Below are 17,246 nucleotides of genomic sequence, written 5' to 3'. Positions count from 1 at the left end.
CCAATTCAAATCATTCCATCACCCCCTCTGCTTACAAACCACTAACTACTAATCACTTCCTCATGGCTAGAGCGCGCAAGACAATTACCCCGGATCCGTATGCAAAACCGATAGCAAAGGTTCTCTCCCCCGAGCAGAGCCTTCCGGGAAGATTGCGTCAGTTCCAGGCGCCAACCCGCGCCAACTTCGAACTGGTAAGCCAGTATGGCGCCGCCGGCGACCAGCCCAAGGCCATCGAGCAGATTACCGAGGGTTTCAAGCAGGGCGATCAATTCCAGACGCTCCTTGGCGTAACCGGTTCCGGCAAGACGTTCACCATGGCAAACGTCATCAAGAACGTGGGTAAGCCAACCCTCATCCTCACCCACAACAAGACCTTGGCCGCCCAGCTCTACCAGGAATTCAAGGCATTCTTCCCCAAGAATGCGGTGGAATATTTTGTCAGCTATTACGACTATTTCCAGCCCGAAGCCTACATTCCCCACACCGATACCTTTATCGAAAAAGACGCCAGCATCAACGACGAAATCGACAAGCTGCGTCTGCGTGCAACGGCTAACCTGCTGACCCGTCGCGATGTCATCATCATCGCTTCCGTCAGCTGCATTTACGGTTTGGGAAGCCCCGCGGAATACTTCGACCTGATGGTCCGCGTGAAAAAAGGCGACATCAAGGACCGCGACGACTTGCTTCATGAACTGGTCCGCATCCAGTACACCCGTAACGACTTCAGCCTGGAACGCGGCACCTTCCGCTGCCACGGCGACGTCATCGAAATCCACCCCAGCTACGACGAAGACGGCATGCGCATCGAGCTGTTCGGCGACGAGGTGGATCGTCTGGTGCGCTTCAACATCATTACCGGCGAGGTCATCCAGGAGCTGGAAGAAATGACCATCGCTCCCGCCAAGCACTTCGTCACGAAAGAAGAAGGCCGAGCCGGAATCCTGCAGCGTATGCAGTTGCAATTGACGGACCGCCTTGCCGAACTGGACAAGGAAGGCAAGGTCCTGGAATCCGCCCGACTCTCCAGCCGCACCCGCTACGACATGGAAATGATCCGCGAGACCGGCATGTGTTCCGGCATCGAAAACTATTCCGCCCTTATCGAAAACCGCGGCCCCGGTACCCGACCCTTTACCCTCATCGACTACTTCGGTGACGACTGGCTCCTGATGGTGGACGAATCCCACGTGAGCATTCCCCAGGTAGGCGGCATGGCCGAAGGGGACAAGAGCCGAAAGACTACACTTGTAAACTACGGTTTCCGCTTGCCCTGCGCCCTGGACAACCGCCCCATGAACTTCAAGGAATTCGAGTTCATGTATCCCAAGCAGGTACTGTTCGTCAGCGCCACTCCCGGCGAATACGAACTTGAAAAGACCGGCGGTGTGGTAGCAGAACAGATTAACCGCCCCACCGGCCTTCTGGACCCGAAGATCGAGATGTTCCCCATCCAGGGACAGATGGACGTACTGCTCTACCGCATCGAGGAGACCATCAAGAATGGCGACCGTGTGCTGGTCACCACCCTTACCAAGAAGATGGCCCAGGACCTTACGGACTATTTTGTGGAAGCAGGTATCAAGGCCAAGTATTTACACAGTGACATTAAGACCTTGGAACGTCACGACCTCATTAAAGGACTGCGCACCGGAGAGTTCGACGTGCTGGTGGGCATCAACCTCTTGCGCGAAGGCCTGGATTTGCCGGAAGTCAGCATGGTGGCCATTTTGGACGCCGACAAGGAAGGCTTCCTCCGCAACTACCGCAGCCTGATCCAGACCATGGGCCGCGCAAGCCGAAACGTAAACGGCACCGTATTGCTGTTCGCCGACAACATGACCGACAGCCTCCAGAAGGCCATCGATGAAACCGTCCGTCGCCGCACCCTGCAGGAGGAATTCAACAAGGAACATGGCATTACGCCAAAGTCCGTCAGCCGCAAGCTGGAAGGGGACCTGGTCATCAACGATCCGCTGATGGACCTGTGGCGCGGCGACAGGACTCCCAAGGCCGCCGAGGACCCGGATTTCGACGCCGATTACGGTTTCGCCGACAACGACGAAAATGGGGATGTTCCCCTGTTCAAGGGTGCCCCCCTGGGCAAGCCCAAGAAGACTCCTGGCCGAAAGAGTTCTGCCAAGTCCGCAAAGCTTTCCATCGAGGAACTGGAGGCCCAGATGAAGGCCGCCGCCGCCAAGTTGGACTTCGAAGAGGCCGCACGACTCCGCGACCTCATCAGGGACATGGGAAAATAGCCCAAAATCAGCCCCAAAGTGGCTTTTTTGCGTGTTTTTCCCTATTTTCATCACTATTTATTGATTTTTACCATACCTAGGCGTCCTTTTTGCCCCTTTTTTGTTTATTTTCATTTGGCAAAAACATTTAGAGAGGACTACACTATGAATTTCAAGTTCGCAAAGACCCTTTTGATGGGCTCTGTAATCTCCATGGGCGCATTCGGCCTCGTTGCATGCGGTGACGACTCCAGCAGCGGTCCCAGCAATCAAGATAATCCGGGTGAAATCGTTGTCCCGACCCAGAAGGACGCAAACATCATCTTTACCAACATGAGCAAGGTTGACGCCGGCTCCATGGTGAAGTTCCTTGGCTCTGTCGCCCTGGATCTTTATGATACCACCACCCAGCAGAACCTGGATAACGTCAAGTTCACCGAGATCACCTTCCAGGTTGGTCGTGTTGAAGCAGGCTCTCTTAAGCCGTCTACTGCAAACGTTGCAATCACCATTCCGCCTTCTTTCGAAACCAGCAACGTCACCCGCATGAACCTGAACGAAATGGGCGTTTCCGTCAGCCTGACCGACCCCAACTTCACTGAATGTGGTGACTTCAACCTGGTCGTAACCGTAAAGGCAAATGACGGCACCAAGGATTTCGTTTCTTCCGACCAGATTGCTTTCAGCCGTCCGGATTCTTATTGCAAGACCGTTGATCCGACCCCGACCGAACCTGTTGTCAAGGCAGAAGTGGAAATGGTTCCCTACACCGCAACCGTTTCTACCAACCTGGCTCCGGGCCTGAACTTTGCTACTGGCGTTGCAAGTGCTGACCTGACTAGCGACCTTATCGTTTCCAAGGCTGCCGGTGGCGAAATCACCATTTCCAGCGGTAACGGAACCTTGTTCTCCCCCATTCTCGCCAACAGCTTCTACGAAGTTGGCATTTGGCCCGAAGAAGTGGAACAGCGTACCGCCTACATGAGCGACTTCCTTTACAAGGCAATCGAAGGTACCACCCTCGAAAACATCATCTCCAACAGCTCTCAGATCTATGTTGCAAAGACTGCAGCCTTTGACGCCACCACCGGTGCAGGTTTCTACGCATTCGGTGTTGACAGCTACCAGGAAGGCAACAACAAGGACTACACCCTGGTCCTCAAGGTCTACAAGGCCAAGTAATTCCTAGCTGAATTAACCTTTTAAAAGGCTTCTCGCTTAGGCGGGAGGCCTTTTTTATACATACAATTTTCTATTTTTAATCCGTAATTTAACACGCCCGGAAGGTCCGGGCATAACTGGAGTAAACTATGCTTAAGAAGCTTTCCAACTTCCCTGGTATCAAGGGTCCCGTTGTCACTATCGTGATGGACGGTTATGGTTTCAACCCCAACGAACAGGGCAACGCTATTGCCGCTGCTCGTAAGCCCACTCTGGACGCCTTGTTCGCCAAGTACCCCAACGTTCTTCTGAACGCTCACGGCCGCGCCGTGGGTATGCCCACCAACGAAGACATGGGTAACTCCGAAGTCGGTCATAACGCTATCGGTGCTGGCCAGGTTTACAACCAGGGTGCAGCCCTCGTTCAGGACGCTATCGTTTCCGGCGACATCTTCGGCCGCGACGCATGGAAGGAAATCTCCGCCAACGTTCGTGAAAAGAACTCCGTTCTTCACTTCATCGGCCTCTTCTCCGACGGTAACGTTCACTCTAACATTTCTCACCTGAAGGCCATGGTGGCCCAGGCCAAGAAGGAATCCGTAAAGACCGTTCGCGTTCACATCCTCCTGGATGGCCGTGACGTTCCTGAAACCTCCGCTCTCGATTATGTCGGCCCGTTCGAACAGTTCCTCGCAGAACTCCGCTCTCCGGAATTCGACGTTTGCATCGCTTCTGGCGGTGGCCGTATGCAGATCACCATGGACCGTTACAACGCCAACTGGAAGATGGTTGAACTTGGCTGGAAGACCCACGTTCTGGGCGAAGGCCGCATGTTCGCTTCTGCTACCGAAGCTATCGAGACCCTCCGCGGCGAAACCAAGGCAATCGACCAGGATCTTCCTCCGTTCGTAATCGCTGCTAACGGCCAGCCTGTTGGCACCATCAACGACGGCGACTCCGTGGTGTTCTTCAACTTCCGTGGCGACCGCGCTATCGAAATCACCCGCGCCTTCGAAGAAGAATCCTTCAATGAATTTGACCGCGTCCGCTTCCCCAAGGTTTGCTACGCCGGCATGCTCCAGTACGATGGCGACCTGAAGCTCCCCAACCGCTTCCTGGTTCCTCCTCCGGCAATCAAGGAAACCTCTGGCGAATGGTTCGCAGAAACTGGCGTTAAGCAGTTCGCTTGCTCTGAAACTCAGAAGTACGGTCACGTGACTTACTTCTGGAATGGTAACCGTTCCAGCAAGTTCGACGGCGAAACTTATCTCGAAATCGAATCCGACGTCGTTCCGTTCGAACAGCGCCCCTGGATGAAGGCTGCAGAAGTGACCGACGCTATGATCGAAGCAATCAAGAGCGGCAAGTACCAGACGCTGCGCTGCAACTACCCCAACGGCGACATGGTGGGCCACACTGGTTCCTTCCGTGCTGCTACCATGGCTATCGAAGCTGTGGACATCGGCCTCGCCCGTCTCCTCCCGGTGATTGACGCAGCCGGCGGTGTTGCTCTCATTACCGCTGACCACGGTAACGCCGACGAAATGTACGAAATCGACAAGAAGACCGGCATGCCCAAGGTGAACAAGGATGGTTCCTTCAAGGCAAAGACCAGCCACACCTTGAACAAGGTTCCCTGCATCCTGTACGATAACGTTACCGGCGGCAAGCTTGGTCTTAAGGAAGGCAACTGGGGTCTGTCCAACTTGGCAGCAACCACTGCTAACCTCATGGGCTTTGAAAAGCACGAAGCCTGGGATGATTCTATGTTGATCGTCAAGTAACGACATTCGTCATTCTGGAGGATGCGCTGCATCCGATAGAATCCAAAAAGGATGCCACTGAGGCATCCTTTTTTGCAGGCTTCTAATCCTTTTTTCTTTCAAAAATTTTCTCAAATTTCTGTTCAATCCCTTTACAAAGGAAATACCTTTATATAACTTTGTTCGCAGAGATTAAGTTTTTAGATGCACTTGCCGTGAATAGCGGAAGTGCATTTTTATTTAGTCCCTGTTTTTATATGCGACTTTGCTAACGAACGTTAGCGTTTTTGATACATCAACATCATTCTAATTGGAGGTCCTATGAACAATAGGATGTCAAGGTGCGCAGCCTTGATAGGGACCGTATTGTCTCTTTCAAGTTTTGCACAGGATTGTCAAGAACTTTCGCTGTATAAGAACGGCAGCGAATCTGGAAAAATGGAAACCGCAGGCAACACATTCCCGGAACCGCCGGAATGGAGCGCCAACTGGGGCGAGATGGACGGTATGCAGCCGCCTTACATCAGACTTTCCGGCATGAAGCAGACTCAAGGCGACTGGACAGGAACTCTATCCTTTCAGACTCTGCCGACAAGCATTCAAGGCGGAACACTCTCTTTGAAAGTTCGTTCCACGCAAAAAGGAAAATTTGGCGTTTGGCTCTACGGAGATTTTGGAACTAGTCCCATCTCGTTCCAAAACGTAGAAGCAAATACGACAACAGCCATCAATGTATCCATCGCAAACTTGATCGGCAACAAGAACGTTCTAGTAAACAAGATTGGCTTCGGGATTTTCGACGTTCCCTCCTACCAGTACACGACCTTGTTCCTGGACGACATTGCCCTTAGCTGCGCAAGCAACCGCAATAATGAACTGGCCGCAACCGATGCCGTAACTGAAACCTCCCCCGAGTATATCTACGACAATTTGCAGCCATCTAATCCCAAACGTCCAGGAAAATTCCTAGATGAACCCGCACCGGAAACGTCTCCTGCCTATACACAGGAGGAACGAAGAAGAATCGCAGATTCCACTAGTCAGCAAATCGTTGTCAGCGAACAGGAACATCAGCAGATCATCCGTCATGCCAAGGCAACATCTGTAACGCCCAAACAGTCTAGAGACAGATGGTTTAGAAACATGTACTTCATGGATCGAAACCGCCTCCGCGACAGCGTTATCGCAAATCCCAAGGGGCTTTTCTATGAGGCCGAAACATATGCGGCAGCAACAGGAAACCAGGCCATGCCGATTCTTATCGGAAACGTTGACTATGGTTACAGAGCATGCAGGGACAGTTCCTGTTCCAGTACGAGCATTCAGAATTCCAGGCTGCTGCAGGCGAGTCTTCCGACCGCATCTGTAAGCGGCTCCATCATCACAATCCATTACGACCCTTATTTTGTTTCTACCAACAGAAAAAATCTTCCCGTTGTGGAAATATTTACAGACCGAACCTGGAAGGTTCTCGAGCCTAACACAAAACTCGATATCGAGTTTGAATCTGCAGGCATTCAAAAATTACAGATACGATTAACAGAAGGCGGATTAACAGTCAACCAAAATCTTTTTGTGGAGGTTAAGTAATGAAATTGCTAAAAAAATTACTGTGCCTTATTTCTTTGGCGACAGCGGCTTTTGCAAACAACTACGACGTATACTTTACAAAGATCGGCGAATATCTTTGCGCCAGTCAGAACTTGGTAAGGGGCAAGACCGACGCAAACGGATTCCGATGTCCGTCCATGTTAACCAACCACATTAGGACCCGTCTCATCGATCCGCCCAAAAGTTCCCGCTCACCTTGGGGATTCGACGTTAAGAGACCGTTCTTTATACTGGATGGAATTTACCTAAGCACCGATGGAGTAAGGACGCTAAACGAATTCGAGTCTGAAGTCATTCAATTCGGTATTTCAGACGTCCTTCTGGAACTTGGATACACGCCCATTCTGGTCCAGTTCGATGCCACCGTAAGGCAATCCCTCGACGTGAACGCAAGCTACTTTGCGCAGCTGCTAAAATTCTTCAACAAGAACAAGTTCTTTGAATTCAAGGACAAATCTGAAGACGGCATGATCATCCTTGGCATCAGTCAAGGAGGAATTCTTGGACGTTACGGAGCCTATCTTTATGACACCAGCAGAAATTCCTCCGATGCGCCGGTTCGACTCTACGCCTCAATGGATTCCCCACACCAGGGAGCCGTTATGCCCCAAAGCCTTCTTTACACAATCAACTTTTGGGCAACTGCAGGTGGATCCGCTGCGGCAGAGGCATTCCGAGACATGATCCACGCCCCAGGCGCCAGCGGTCTTCTTTTGCACAATGTGAATCCCAGCTGCGGTCAGTCCCGTTGCGCTCACAAGTACGTGATTAATACAGATGAAAGCAGGTTCCTGTTCGGGGAGTATCGAAAAGCTGCCGAGTACAAGGGATTTCCCTCCGTCCTGATTTCCCAGGGACAATTCAAGGGCAAGTCGCCCTCCCATTCACGCAAGTACTTTGAGCTAAACCGCAAGGCAACAAAGTTTGGCATGGTGATGGGTCGAGCCGAAAGCTACCTCAGCAATTCCAATAGCGACAAGGATGAATTCGTCTACAATAGAATGTACCAGAAAATCAAAGACGATGTTCGTGAGCAGCTCAGCAACTCTACACCTTTTGATTTCGTACAAGGTAGCACCTATCCCTTCGCGCAGACTTTGTACGAAAGTCTCAAGGAAGGCTTCTACGAAGAAATGCCCAACAACATGAAGATTGAACTCTTCTCCGCACTGGGCATGACAGCGGACATTTCCATCTCAACCAGCTGGGATAAGGATTCCCTATACCAGAAGAGCAGTACCTTTATTCCCACCACTAGCGCCATGGATCTTAAATGCAATGGAGCCCTTTCCATCAAGGATAATTGTGCATTTACTCAATCCGCCTCAGGGTTTCCATTCGCCAGCCCGGGAACACGTAGTTCCGCCAACGCCGTTTACGCCGTGGACCCGACGCATCCCCGCTATAGCGAGTCCATCAGTGGCCGTCACATCGAAATGCCTGTCGACGAAAAGGGACATATAGACACAACTGTTCTTCGAGGAATGCAGGTAGACATGTGGAGAGTTCTTTGCGAAGTCTCGCACTACGATTACAACGCTTCTGCGAAGGCTTTCCGCAACGAGTACCTTAACGGAGTCTTTGCACCCAATGTGAACTGCATGGATATAGGCAGCATGCCAGACGTCATCAAAAATAGCGGGCTGAAAAATACAAGGAACCTGGCCTATGCCCGCTACGATTACAACAAGAAGGCAACAGAAAAAACAAGCAGTGTCACTTTTGATGTTCCCGCGGGATGGCACAAGGTTGCCACCTATGATAACGGAACGCAAATCCCTGCAAACAGCGACTTTGAAATAGACATTACCGTCAATAATTCCAAGGGCAGCTGGTTCAAGGCAGAATTACTCCTCTTTAAATCAAAGTCCGAATCCGGCCAATTCCAGATGAAGGAAATTGACGTACCTGTTGACGGAAAGAAGCACACCATCCAATGGAGCATGCCTAGCACAGATGACATGCTGCGATTCTACCGATGGTTCCGACTTGTAATGAATTCCGACGGAGCCAACGTAACCTTGTCCAAGCCGCGACTTGTCAAGAAGGCTTTCGCTAAAGAACAGTACAATAAAGTGGAAAGCAATCTATATCCAAGCAGCCGCTACGATTTTGTCACCTGGACACAGTCTGCGATTTTCAGCAATTACTCGGACGCATTGGGAAGAGGTTTAAGCATCAAGTTTGCCAACTACGGAGCCGGTGGTTTCATAGACTTTGGTGAATTCGCAAACGCAGGTTCCTACAAGAATCTCAAGGTAACCTTCTGGCCAGGCACCTGTGAAAACACGGGCATCTATTTTGGCAGCTATAGCAGAGGAATCGCCCTGTTGAGAAACGGAACCGCAAAGGGAAACTTCCTTAGCAAGACGATTCCTATTGCCGACATTGTCAGCCCCAACTTCATTCAAGGAAATGCAATGCTTACAAGCCGTTTATCCATACAAGGTCAAAAACCCGATGAACGGTGCATTATTCATGACATAATGCTTGAATAGACATTGTAAAAAATATCAGGATAATTTAACTTTAGTATGCAGTCAAGATTATGGGAGTTTTCTGCTGCATATTAGGAGGACAAGGAATGTCCAAGAAAATCAAATACGTGATTCCTCTCCTGGGAATATCTGCAGCGCTTACCGGCTGTTTGCAGCCAACCGCCCATTCCATGGGAGCAACTCTAATGCCTGCTCCTTTGCAGCACCGAGCTGACGCCAGCAATAACGATCAGCAAATCGACCTTGCAGCAAGCGGTTTCTGGGGGCATACCCAAAAATCCGACAACGTAAAATCCGTAGACGCAGGGGGCGGAAACTTATCTGTCACCTATCGTCTAGGTGGCTTTGCCTCGCCCCTGTTTATCAACGGATCCGCAGGTGCATTTGGCGGCAAGCTAAACTTTGCTTGCACCGACAGCAATTGCGAATCTTCCCGTGAAAAATCCGATTACTCCAATTGGCTCAAGACCGAGGAAGGCAAGGACGATTACGGATTCTGGAATCTGCAGGAACGCATTCTGGCAGGACTGGATTTCAATGCCGGCCCCTTCTTGATTGTCGGCGCCGCCGGTGGCATCCAGCTTTACCAGGGCGGCGGTGATTACGACGACATGCGCGACGAACTGGATCAGCAGAACATCGTGAATGACGTCGACGGGTCCAGCGGATACGCGCCTACCGCATCCGCATGGATCGGCAGCCATTTCGGTCGCCACGGTGAATACGGCCAGTTTGTTGTGGAATACAGCCTGTTATTCAAGGGCGCCGCCGATGACTGGACACACTCCATGAAATACACCTACACGCATCCTACTGGGTTCTTTGGCGGTGTATCTGAAGGCAACCTAATGTCCTTCACGGCTTTTGTCGGAAAACAGTTCGTATTCTAGTCTGCGGACATTCCCTCATTAATTTAAACAGTGCCGCGGTTAATCCGTGGCACTTCCTTTTTCTACAAAAAAGAAACCCTGCGGTTTGATCCACAGGGTTTCTTTGTTCATGGTTCCTATCGTGCCTACGGCACTCCAGGATGACATTACTTCAGGGTGCTTACCTGAACGTCCCAGCTCTGGTTGCCGAGGGCGATACGGTAAGTAGAAGCCTGACCAGCCTTCATGTTCTTGGTGTCTACTGCAGGAGCTGCATTCGGGTCCTTCTTGGGAACGCCAATGTGACGGTTACCCTTGAGGAATTCGATACCCTTGTTGCCAGCCTTGGTCTGCAAGCAGCCGACGATGAAGATGTTTTCATCGTTAACCGGAAGACCGTTTTCTTCAAGCTGCTTCTTTGCAGCCGGAATACCCGGTTCCAGAATTTCTTCTGCGCACTGAACGCCCGGATGAGCCACAGAGAACGGTTCCATCTTGAACTGGTCTGCTGCGATCTTCACCAGTTCAGGATCCGGTTCGCACGGGGTCTTGCCCTGGTAGCCCAGGAGCATCTTGCCGTAGCCTTCGGTCATCTTGAACCAACGATCACGACCAGCGTTTTCGTTGATGGTGTTCATGTAGGCCTGCTGGAAGTAGAACTGGGAAACCGGGGTCACGGAAGAGGCAAAGCCACCGCGAGCCACGCATTCGCTCATGTTCTTGATCACCTTGTCGTACAGGTGGAAGGTCTTGGTTTCGCGCATCATGAGGGTGTTGGCGGTAAGTGCGCCACCCGGCATGGGGCTGAAGATCACGTCCGGAGAGATCTGACGAGCTTCGGGCGGGAAGTTGTAGTCCTTGAGGCATTCAACTGCAACGTTGTTGGCGTCCATCAATTCCTTGATGTGATCGTCTACGATACCGTCTTCGCCGAGAGCCAGCTTGTAGTCGGTGCCCTTGAGAGCGTGGAACATGGAGAAGAGGTCCGGCTGGGAAGTACCACCAGAAAGGGGCTTGCGAGCCAGGTCAACGCCATCAGCGCCACCTTCGATAGCGGCGGTGTACTGAGCCACACCAGTACCGCAGGTATCATGGCTGTGGATGCGCAGTTCAACGTCGTCGCCGAGAAGCTTACGAGCGCGCTTGAAGGTTTCGAAAACCTTGCGGGGATTTGCGGTACCGGATGCGTCCTTGAAGCAAACGGATGCGAAGGGAACACCTGCGTCAAGAATGTTCTTGAGGATGCGTTCGTAGAATTCGGGGTCGTGTGCACCAGAGCATCCCGGAGGAAGTTCCATCATGGTAACGACGACTTCGTGTTCCAGACCGGCGTCGGTAATGCACTTACCGGAGTAGATCAGGTTGTTCACGTCGTTCAGAGCGTCGAAGTTACGGATACGGGTCATGCCGTGCTTCTTGAACATGTCAGCGTGGAGCTTGATCATGTCGCGGGGCTGGGGAGCCAGAGCCACCACGTTAATACCGCGGGCCAGGGTCTGCAGACGAGCCTTGGGGCCAACAACGCGGCGGAATTCGTCCATCATGTCGAATGCGTCTTCGCCGCAGTTCTGGTAGAGGGCCTGGAAACGGGCGCCGCCACCTGCTTCAAAGTGGGTGATACCTGCGTGGCAAGCTGCTTCAACAGCCGGCATAAAGTCCTTAGCGAACACGCGGGCACCGAAAATAGACTGGAAACCATCACGGAAGGAGGTATCCTGGAATTTGATCTTTTTCATGTGTCATCCTATGGGGTAAAACCCCGTGTATTAATGTTCCTTAAAATACGTGAAGAATATATAAAAATAAAGGGTAAATGGATTTAAACAACCTATGGTTTTTTGTATATTATGGCCACGCCCGATGCCCGGGTGGTGGAATGGTAGACACTGGGGACTTAAAATCCCTTGAAGGCAACTTCGTGCGGGTTCAAGTCCCGCCCCGGGCACTAACGGCTACTCAGGCAAAAGTCAGGTATCCTATGATCGAATTCTATCCGAACAGCATTTACTACCCTCGTGAAGCCGTCGAAGACAAGCTGGCCAAGGGCGAGCTGCAGAAAACGGAAAAGCACCTCATTGGCTGGACCGAACGCCACCGTGGCGAAATCTGGGACTGTGCACGCGACGACGCAGAAAACCCCACAGACGAAATTTTGCTTGACAATCTCCGCGCCCTGCTCCTTTGCAAGGGTTCCTTGCAGCCTGCCGCTGAAATGGGCGACATGATCAAGGAAATCAAAAAGGAAGAATGGTACCGCAACGAAGAGAAGCACGAAGAGGCTGAGGAAGTTGCAGACGAATGGCGCGCCAAGTACCTAATCAAGTGGCGCGAAGCCCGCATGTTCGAAGCCTTCATCCTTATCGAGAAGCGCTCCGAAATGCTCCTTAATATTTTGAAGTCCAAATAATCGGAACAAAAACTTCGAGCTTACCCTTTGCACTGCGGGGGTAACGCCAATAAGCCTGGATGTGTTCGCACACCAGGCTTTTTAGTTCCTGGCTATCGGAATTGCTGAACAAGACCTCCGGATTGACGAAACGACCCAGAGAGTCCAGGGTGAGTTTCAAGCCCATATACACGTCAGACTTGTTCTTGCTCTTTTTCTGTTTCTTGAAATGTTCCGAGGCAAGCCAGTGGAGACCGGCCGCACGACCCTGGAGATATTTTTCAAGCTGAGCAAGATCGCGGCCTGCGGAGTTTTCCAACACGTAAAAATCATCTAGCGAAGGCATCACCATTCGCCCCGTAAAAGACTGGACGTTTTCCTCGGACACAGGCTCTATGGAAGGCGGAAGCACCTTCGAGGTCTTGACGGAAAAGGGAATCGCCAGCAGGGCAACAAAAGAACCCACCAAAAGGATCAGCAGGAAATTACGCTTAAGCATGGAAACGACAACTACTCAATAGCCTTGATGCAAAGTTGCAGCGACTTGCGATCATTGAAATAATTCCAGGTCGGTTCAAATACGACCGATATAGGCTTGGACTTTCCCAGTAGAGCCTTGCTCTTTCGGAGGCCGAACGCGATTGCAGGGAAGATACGGCTTCCCGCCTGGGAAATATCCATCTGCAGATGTCCGCCCTTCAGTTCTCTCAAGCGATGAACTCGGATGTTATCTGCACGGAATACCGGGTAGGGGAAGTTTCCGCCAAAGGGTTCCAGCAAATCCAGATAATCTAGCACTGCCGCAAACTGCGGAACGTTTGCACCCTCCGGGTGCGAAGTGGCAGGCATATACTGATTTGCCTCCACAACAAGTTCATGGAGAGCAACCTGGATATCGTAGGGATACGCTTCCGAGACAAGTTCTTCCTCGCCGGTATAATTCTGTTCTACCGCGGAAGCTTCAAGGCGTTCACGCAACAAGTCAACCTTGTCGGCCAACAGGGAGAAGCCCGCCGCATTGGCGTGTCCACCCCAGCGGTCAAACAGATCGCGAGATTCAAACAAGGCCTTGTGCCAGTTAAAGCCAGGCACTGCACGGGCGCTAGCGTGGGCCACACCATCACAGACAGAAAGTACAGCCGAGGGGCGATGGAATTCCTGGGCAAGCTTTGCCGCGACAATGCCGATAACGCCTACATGCCAACCGTCACCAGCCACCACAATCACCTTGGGTAGCTTGTCGCCATAGACAATGTCAACCTGTTCCATGGCCATCTTGGTAATCTCAGCTTCCTTCTCCTTACGGCGGGTATTCCAGTCCTTAAGTTCAGAAAGAAGCGCAGTCGCCTCCGCCTTGTTCTGGCAAAGCAAAACCTTTAACGCCGGGTCAGGACGTTCCATTCTTCCTGGTGCGTTCAGCAGCGGCGCAATCTTGTACATCACATCAATGCCACCAACACTACTGTGGGGTTTCATCAAAGAGGAGTACATTTCCTGCAGGCCCGGCCAGCAACTATTTTCAAGCAGTTTCAATCCGGTGCGGGTAAACACTCGGTTCTCCGGAGTCATCTGCACTAGATCAGCCAAGGTACCAAGGGCCACAAGGTCCAGGAACTTCTCGGGCACGGGAAGTCCAAGGCGGGAATACAGTGCACACAGGAACTTGTAGGAGACACCACAGCCGCACAATTCCGGATTCGGATAGGTATCCCCTTCCTGGTGCGGGTCAAGCAGGACATCGCACACAGGCAGTCCAACACCCGAAGGCTGATGATGGTCAATCACCATTACAGCCATGCCCAGTTCCTTGGCATGTGCAATTTCTTCATTGGCGGTAATGCCTGTATCCACCGTAACTACGTAGCGCGCACCCGCTTCGTACATTTCATCAACAGCGGACATAGACAGACCGTACCCGTCACCAAATCGGTTCGGCAGGCGCCAGTCAGAGGGAATTCCAATTTCCTCGAAGGCCTTGGTCAAAAGGGTTACGGCGGTCATGCCGTCAAGGTCGTAGTCTCCAAAGATAAAGACCTTCTCGCCCTTCTCACGAACATCGAGAATCCACTTGACGGCATCTTCCATGCCCATAATCAGGAACGGATCCAGGATATCTTCCTTGGAACAGCAAAGCAGGCGACTGGCGTCAGCAACCGTACGGATTCCTCGGGATACAAGGAACCTGGCCACAAGGTGCGGGACCTTGAGGTTCTGCGCTATGGCGGTTGCCAATCGTTCATCCAGCTCGCTTAATACCATTACTTGAATCCGTCAAAGAGTTTAAGCGACAGAGACTGGAGACCCATAATCGCGCCGATTCGACGACTTTCAATGCGGGTTATCGTCTCCTCAACAGTAACAAGCGCCAGTTCCAGCGCAGTTGCATTTACGCGGGGGAAATTCTCAATGCCAACGTTGGCAGTGGATTCCGGAAGACGCAGAGGTGCACCACCATACAGGCGAAGCAGGTCCGCAATCAGGTAGGACAGTACTTCCAGGAATCGGTTGGCTTCGTATGCCTTGTCCAGGGCAGCCTCGTCTAACTTGAAGAACAACTCGGTGTAGTTCTGCAACAGAGAAAGACGCACAAACTCCACAGCAAGACGGGTCCATTCCGCACTATGATCGGCATAATACAGGGCCTTACCAGGAGAACCTACCGCAAGACCAATCACATCGTCTGTCAGGGAGTTTTCATCAAAGTCTTCGCCACCCACCCTAAGGCACTCGGAACGAACTTCCTTGTCTGTCAGGGGCAGCAGGTGCAAAGCCAAACAGCGGGAGCGAATGGTCTGCAACATCTTTTCGCGGGAAGAGGTGGTCAAGATGAAGTAGGTATCGGGCGGAACATCCTCAAGAGTCTTGAGAAAGGCGTTGGAGGCGGCTTCGTTCATCCGGTCCGCCTCGGCGATAATTACAACGCGAACGCGGTCGCCCTTCATGACAAATCCATTTGTCATGCTACGGATCAAATCGACAGAGATAAAGGATCCTACGCTGAAAAGATCGACGCTGTAAGGATTCGCCTGGATCTTCTTGATGTATTCCTGCTTGATGTCTTCAACGGTCTTGGCTGTACTTCCGGCGGCCACCTCGTCGGCGCTCTTGGCATCGGCCTCCTTGGCTTCCAGAGGAATCACCCAGTCGGTCGTCGAACCGGAATCCATAGCCATCTTGCAGCCAAAGCAATGACCGCAGGGGCGCATATTGGGATTGGTGCACTGCAACGCCTTGGAAATTTCCATGGCCAAAGCCTTCTTGCCAATACCTGCAGGCCCGTCAATCAAAATAGACTGAGGGAATCGATTCTCGCGGAGCGCCGACATCAAACGGATGCGGGCACGTTCCTGGGAGACTGGGCCATTTAAAGTATATTCGATCATTTTTGCTTTAACCACTGTAAAGGATCCACGGTCTGTGTTCCTTCACTCACTTGGAAATACAATTTAATTCCATTTAAGGAGCCTACGTCACCCACCTCACCAATTTCTTCGCAATTTCGCACTTCATTGCCTTCCTGGACCTTAATTGACTTCATATGGCCATATACGGAGTAGGTTCCACCGGCATGTTCGATAATCACCGATGGGCCACGGCCGTCAATTTCGGATACCATCACCACAGTTCCTGCGGAAGCGGCAAGAATCTTTTCTCCACGTTTTCCTCTAATTTCCACACCCAAGTTTCGTGTCATGATATGCAGCACAGGATGTTCCTGCAAACCGTACTGACTGATGATTTCACCTTTGAGCGGAGTACACTTGGGGCCCTTTACCGACTCTGCCACGGTAATCTTCGGCTTGGTTACTGTCTTTGCCGGCGGTTCCTTCTTGGAATCCTTCTTACTCTTTTGCGCCTTTTCGCGAGCCTTGCGTTCGGCTTCAGCCTTCTTGGCGGCCTCGATTTCTTTCTTGCGACGTTCTTCCAGCTTCTTGATCAAGGCAAGCATGGTCTTCTGGTTTTGTTCAAACTCCTGCAAAGCCCTACGCTGCATGTTCTGGTCGTTCTTCAGGGACTTAAGCATCTTTTCCTGGCCCGACATCTGGGAGACCAGTCCCTTCTCTTCGGCAGCCTTCTTCGAGCGCATGCCCTTCAAGTCTTCAAGATGGGATTCTTCCTGCAGCTTCTTTTCGTCACGTTCCTGGATCAAGGCCTGCAAGGTTTCGATTTCTTCCTGATCCTTGTACAAGATGTGATGAACCCAGTATACCTGACGTTCCGGATTTCCCTTCTGGGTTAGCAAGCTGTAAAGAACCTTGGCTTCACTGGCACGGCCATTTACATACAAAGTTCTAATTCGCTTTTTCATGGCCTCCTTGCGGAGTTCAATCTTATTGTCCAAAGAGTCTATATCCATGGTCAACTGATTTATGACCCTTTCAAGCATCGCTTCACTTTTGGCCAACTCATGAATGTAAGTGCGAGTCTGGTTCAGATTCTGATCCAAAAGGGACAATGTGTTCAGCACGCCCTTTTCTTCGCTTTCCAGCAAGGCCAGTTCTTGCCTTTTCTTCGCAAGATCTGACTCCAGTTTCTTAAGCGCGTTTTTCTGTTCGTTAATCTGTGCGTCGGTCTTCTTGGTAGCCGACTTGTTTGTACTAGCCTTGGATGTACTTGCCTTAGCCACGGGCTTTGCCGCAGCCTTCCCCTGGTTTTTTGCGGGAGCAGCAAAACCAATACCAACCAATAGGCAGACAATCAAGACAAACAGGCGCATC

12 protein-coding genes and 1 tRNA gene are annotated in these 17,246 nt (G+C 51.6%); 8 read left to right on the top strand and 5 right to left on the bottom strand.

Annotated features, from left to right (window positions below; genetic code table 11):
- The first annotated feature begins 62 nt into the window (after positions 1–62).
- The 6 genes from uvrB (at position 63) to MJZ26_05470 (ending at position 10,163) form a co-directional block, all read left to right on the top strand.
- Positions 63–2,261 (top strand): excinuclease ABC subunit UvrB, encoded by a 2,199-nt coding sequence (gene uvrB, locus MJZ26_05495; GenBank protein ID MCQ2105227.1) that lies wholly within the window; start codon positions 63–65, stop codon positions 2,259–2,261.
- 144 nt (positions 2,262–2,405) lie between these two features.
- Complete coding sequence (locus MJZ26_05490) at positions 2,406–3,422, top strand: hypothetical protein (GenBank protein MCQ2105226.1); 1,017 nt, start codon at positions 2,406–2,408, stop codon at positions 3,420–3,422.
- A gap of 128 nt (positions 3,423–3,550) precedes the next feature.
- Positions 3,551–5,185, top strand: coding sequence for a 2,3-bisphosphoglycerate-independent phosphoglycerate mutase (gene gpmI / locus MJZ26_05485; GenBank protein MCQ2105225.1), 1,635 nt, complete (start codon positions 3,551–3,553; stop codon positions 5,183–5,185).
- 300 nt (positions 5,186–5,485) lie between these two features.
- Positions 5,486–6,754 carry a hypothetical protein gene (locus MJZ26_05480; protein MCQ2105224.1) on the top strand — a complete coding sequence of 423 codons (1,269 nt, stop codon included), beginning with the start codon at positions 5,486–5,488 and terminating at the stop codon, positions 6,752–6,754.
- Positions 6,754–9,273, top strand: a complete 2,520-nt coding sequence (locus tag MJZ26_05475) for a hypothetical protein (GenBank protein ID MCQ2105223.1) — start codon at positions 6,754–6,756, stop codon at positions 9,271–9,273. Before MJZ26_05480 ends, MJZ26_05475 begins: the two co-directional genes overlap by 1 nt.
- Positions 9,274–9,359: 86 nt before the next feature.
- On the top strand, positions 9,360–10,163 hold the full coding sequence (locus MJZ26_05470) for a hypothetical protein (GenBank protein ID MCQ2105222.1): 804 nt from the start codon (positions 9,360–9,362) through the stop codon (positions 10,161–10,163).
- Between the two features lie 146 nt (positions 10,164–10,309).
- On the opposite strand, the gene MJZ26_05465 is transcribed toward MJZ26_05470, so the two are convergent.
- Positions 10,310–11,878 carry a biotin attachment protein gene (locus tag MJZ26_05465; protein ID MCQ2105221.1) on the bottom strand — a complete coding sequence of 523 codons (1,569 nt, stop codon included), beginning with the start codon at positions 11,876–11,878 and terminating at the stop codon, positions 10,310–10,312.
- Between the two features lie 126 nt (positions 11,879–12,004).
- Between MJZ26_05465 and MJZ26_05460 the strand changes: the two genes are divergently transcribed.
- Together MJZ26_05460 and MJZ26_05455 are read left to right on the top strand one after the other, a co-directional pair.
- Positions 12,005–12,087 (top strand) — tRNA-Leu (locus tag MJZ26_05460).
- 33 nt (positions 12,088–12,120) lie between these two features.
- Positions 12,121–12,549 (top strand): hypothetical protein, encoded by a 429-nt coding sequence (locus tag MJZ26_05455; GenBank protein MCQ2105220.1) that lies wholly within the window; start codon positions 12,121–12,123, stop codon positions 12,547–12,549.
- Here the strand turns inward: MJZ26_05455 and MJZ26_05450 are convergent.
- Genes MJZ26_05450 through MJZ26_05435 form a run of 4 tightly spaced genes read right to left on the bottom strand, consistent with a single transcriptional unit; the run spans position 12,527 to position 17,245 of the window.
- Positions 12,527–13,027 carry a hypothetical protein gene (locus MJZ26_05450; GenBank protein MCQ2105219.1) on the bottom strand — a complete coding sequence of 167 codons (501 nt, stop codon included), beginning with the start codon at positions 13,025–13,027 and terminating at the stop codon, positions 12,527–12,529. The two genes, MJZ26_05455 and MJZ26_05450, sit on opposite strands and share 23 nt — an antisense overlap.
- A gap of 11 nt (positions 13,028–13,038) precedes the next feature.
- On the bottom strand, positions 13,039–14,787 hold the full coding sequence (gene recJ, locus MJZ26_05445; GenBank protein MCQ2105218.1) for a single-stranded-DNA-specific exonuclease RecJ: 1,749 nt from the start codon (positions 14,785–14,787) through the stop codon (positions 13,039–13,041).
- The gene (locus MJZ26_05440) at positions 14,787–15,911 is read right to left on the bottom strand and encodes an AAA family ATPase (GenBank protein MCQ2105217.1); all 1,125 of its coding nucleotides are present in this window, start codon (positions 15,909–15,911) and stop codon (positions 14,787–14,789) included. Before MJZ26_05440 ends, recJ begins: the two co-directional genes overlap by 1 nt.
- Positions 15,908–17,245: a peptidoglycan DD-metalloendopeptidase family protein gene (locus MJZ26_05435; GenBank protein ID MCQ2105216.1), complete on the bottom strand. Its 1,338-nt coding sequence runs from the start codon at positions 17,243–17,245 to the stop codon at positions 15,908–15,910. The genes MJZ26_05440 and MJZ26_05435 overlap by 4 nt, the downstream gene beginning before the upstream one ends.
- Position 17,246 lies beyond the last annotated feature (1 nt).

Source organism: Fibrobacter sp. (assembly GCA_024398965.1).
Taxonomy (GTDB): domain Bacteria; phylum Fibrobacterota; class Fibrobacteria; order Fibrobacterales; family Fibrobacteraceae; genus Fibrobacter.
This window is presented reverse-complemented; position numbering and strand designations above follow the sequence as displayed.

Excerpts from the sequence above, each read along its gene's own strand:
- uvrB (MCQ2105227.1), top strand. The coding sequence starts at position 63 with ATGGCTAGAGCGCGCAAGACAATTACCCCGGATCCGTATGCAAAACCG.
- MJZ26_05480 (MCQ2105224.1), top strand. The coding sequence starts at position 5,486 with ATGAACAATAGGATGTCAAGGTGCGCAGCCTTGATAGGGACCGTATTG.
- MJZ26_05455 (MCQ2105220.1), top strand. The coding sequence starts at position 12,121 with ATGATCGAATTCTATCCGAACAGCATTTACTACCCTCGTGAAGCCGTC.
- MJZ26_05435 (MCQ2105216.1), bottom strand. The coding sequence starts at position 17,245 with ATGCGCCTGTTTGTCTTGATTGTCTGCCTATTGGTTGGTATTGGTTTT.
- MJZ26_05475 (MCQ2105223.1), top strand. The coding sequence starts at position 6,754 with ATGAAATTGCTAAAAAAATTACTGTGCCTTATTTCTTTGGCGACAGCG.
- MJZ26_05470 (MCQ2105222.1), top strand. The coding sequence starts at position 9,360 with ATGTCCAAGAAAATCAAATACGTGATTCCTCTCCTGGGAATATCTGCA.
- MJZ26_05450 (MCQ2105219.1), bottom strand. The coding sequence starts at position 13,027 with ATGCTTAAGCGTAATTTCCTGCTGATCCTTTTGGTGGGTTCTTTTGTT.
- MJZ26_05490 (MCQ2105226.1), top strand. The coding sequence starts at position 2,406 with ATGAATTTCAAGTTCGCAAAGACCCTTTTGATGGGCTCTGTAATCTCC.
- MJZ26_05465 (MCQ2105221.1), bottom strand. The coding sequence starts at position 11,878 with ATGAAAAAGATCAAATTCCAGGATACCTCCTTCCGTGATGGTTTCCAG.
- MJZ26_05440 (MCQ2105217.1), bottom strand. The coding sequence starts at position 15,911 with ATGATCGAATATACTTTAAATGGCCCAGTCTCCCAGGAACGTGCCCGC.
- gpmI (MCQ2105225.1), top strand. The coding sequence starts at position 3,551 with ATGCTTAAGAAGCTTTCCAACTTCCCTGGTATCAAGGGTCCCGTTGTC.
- recJ (MCQ2105218.1), bottom strand. The coding sequence starts at position 14,787 with ATGGTATTAAGCGAGCTGGATGAACGATTGGCAACCGCCATAGCGCAG.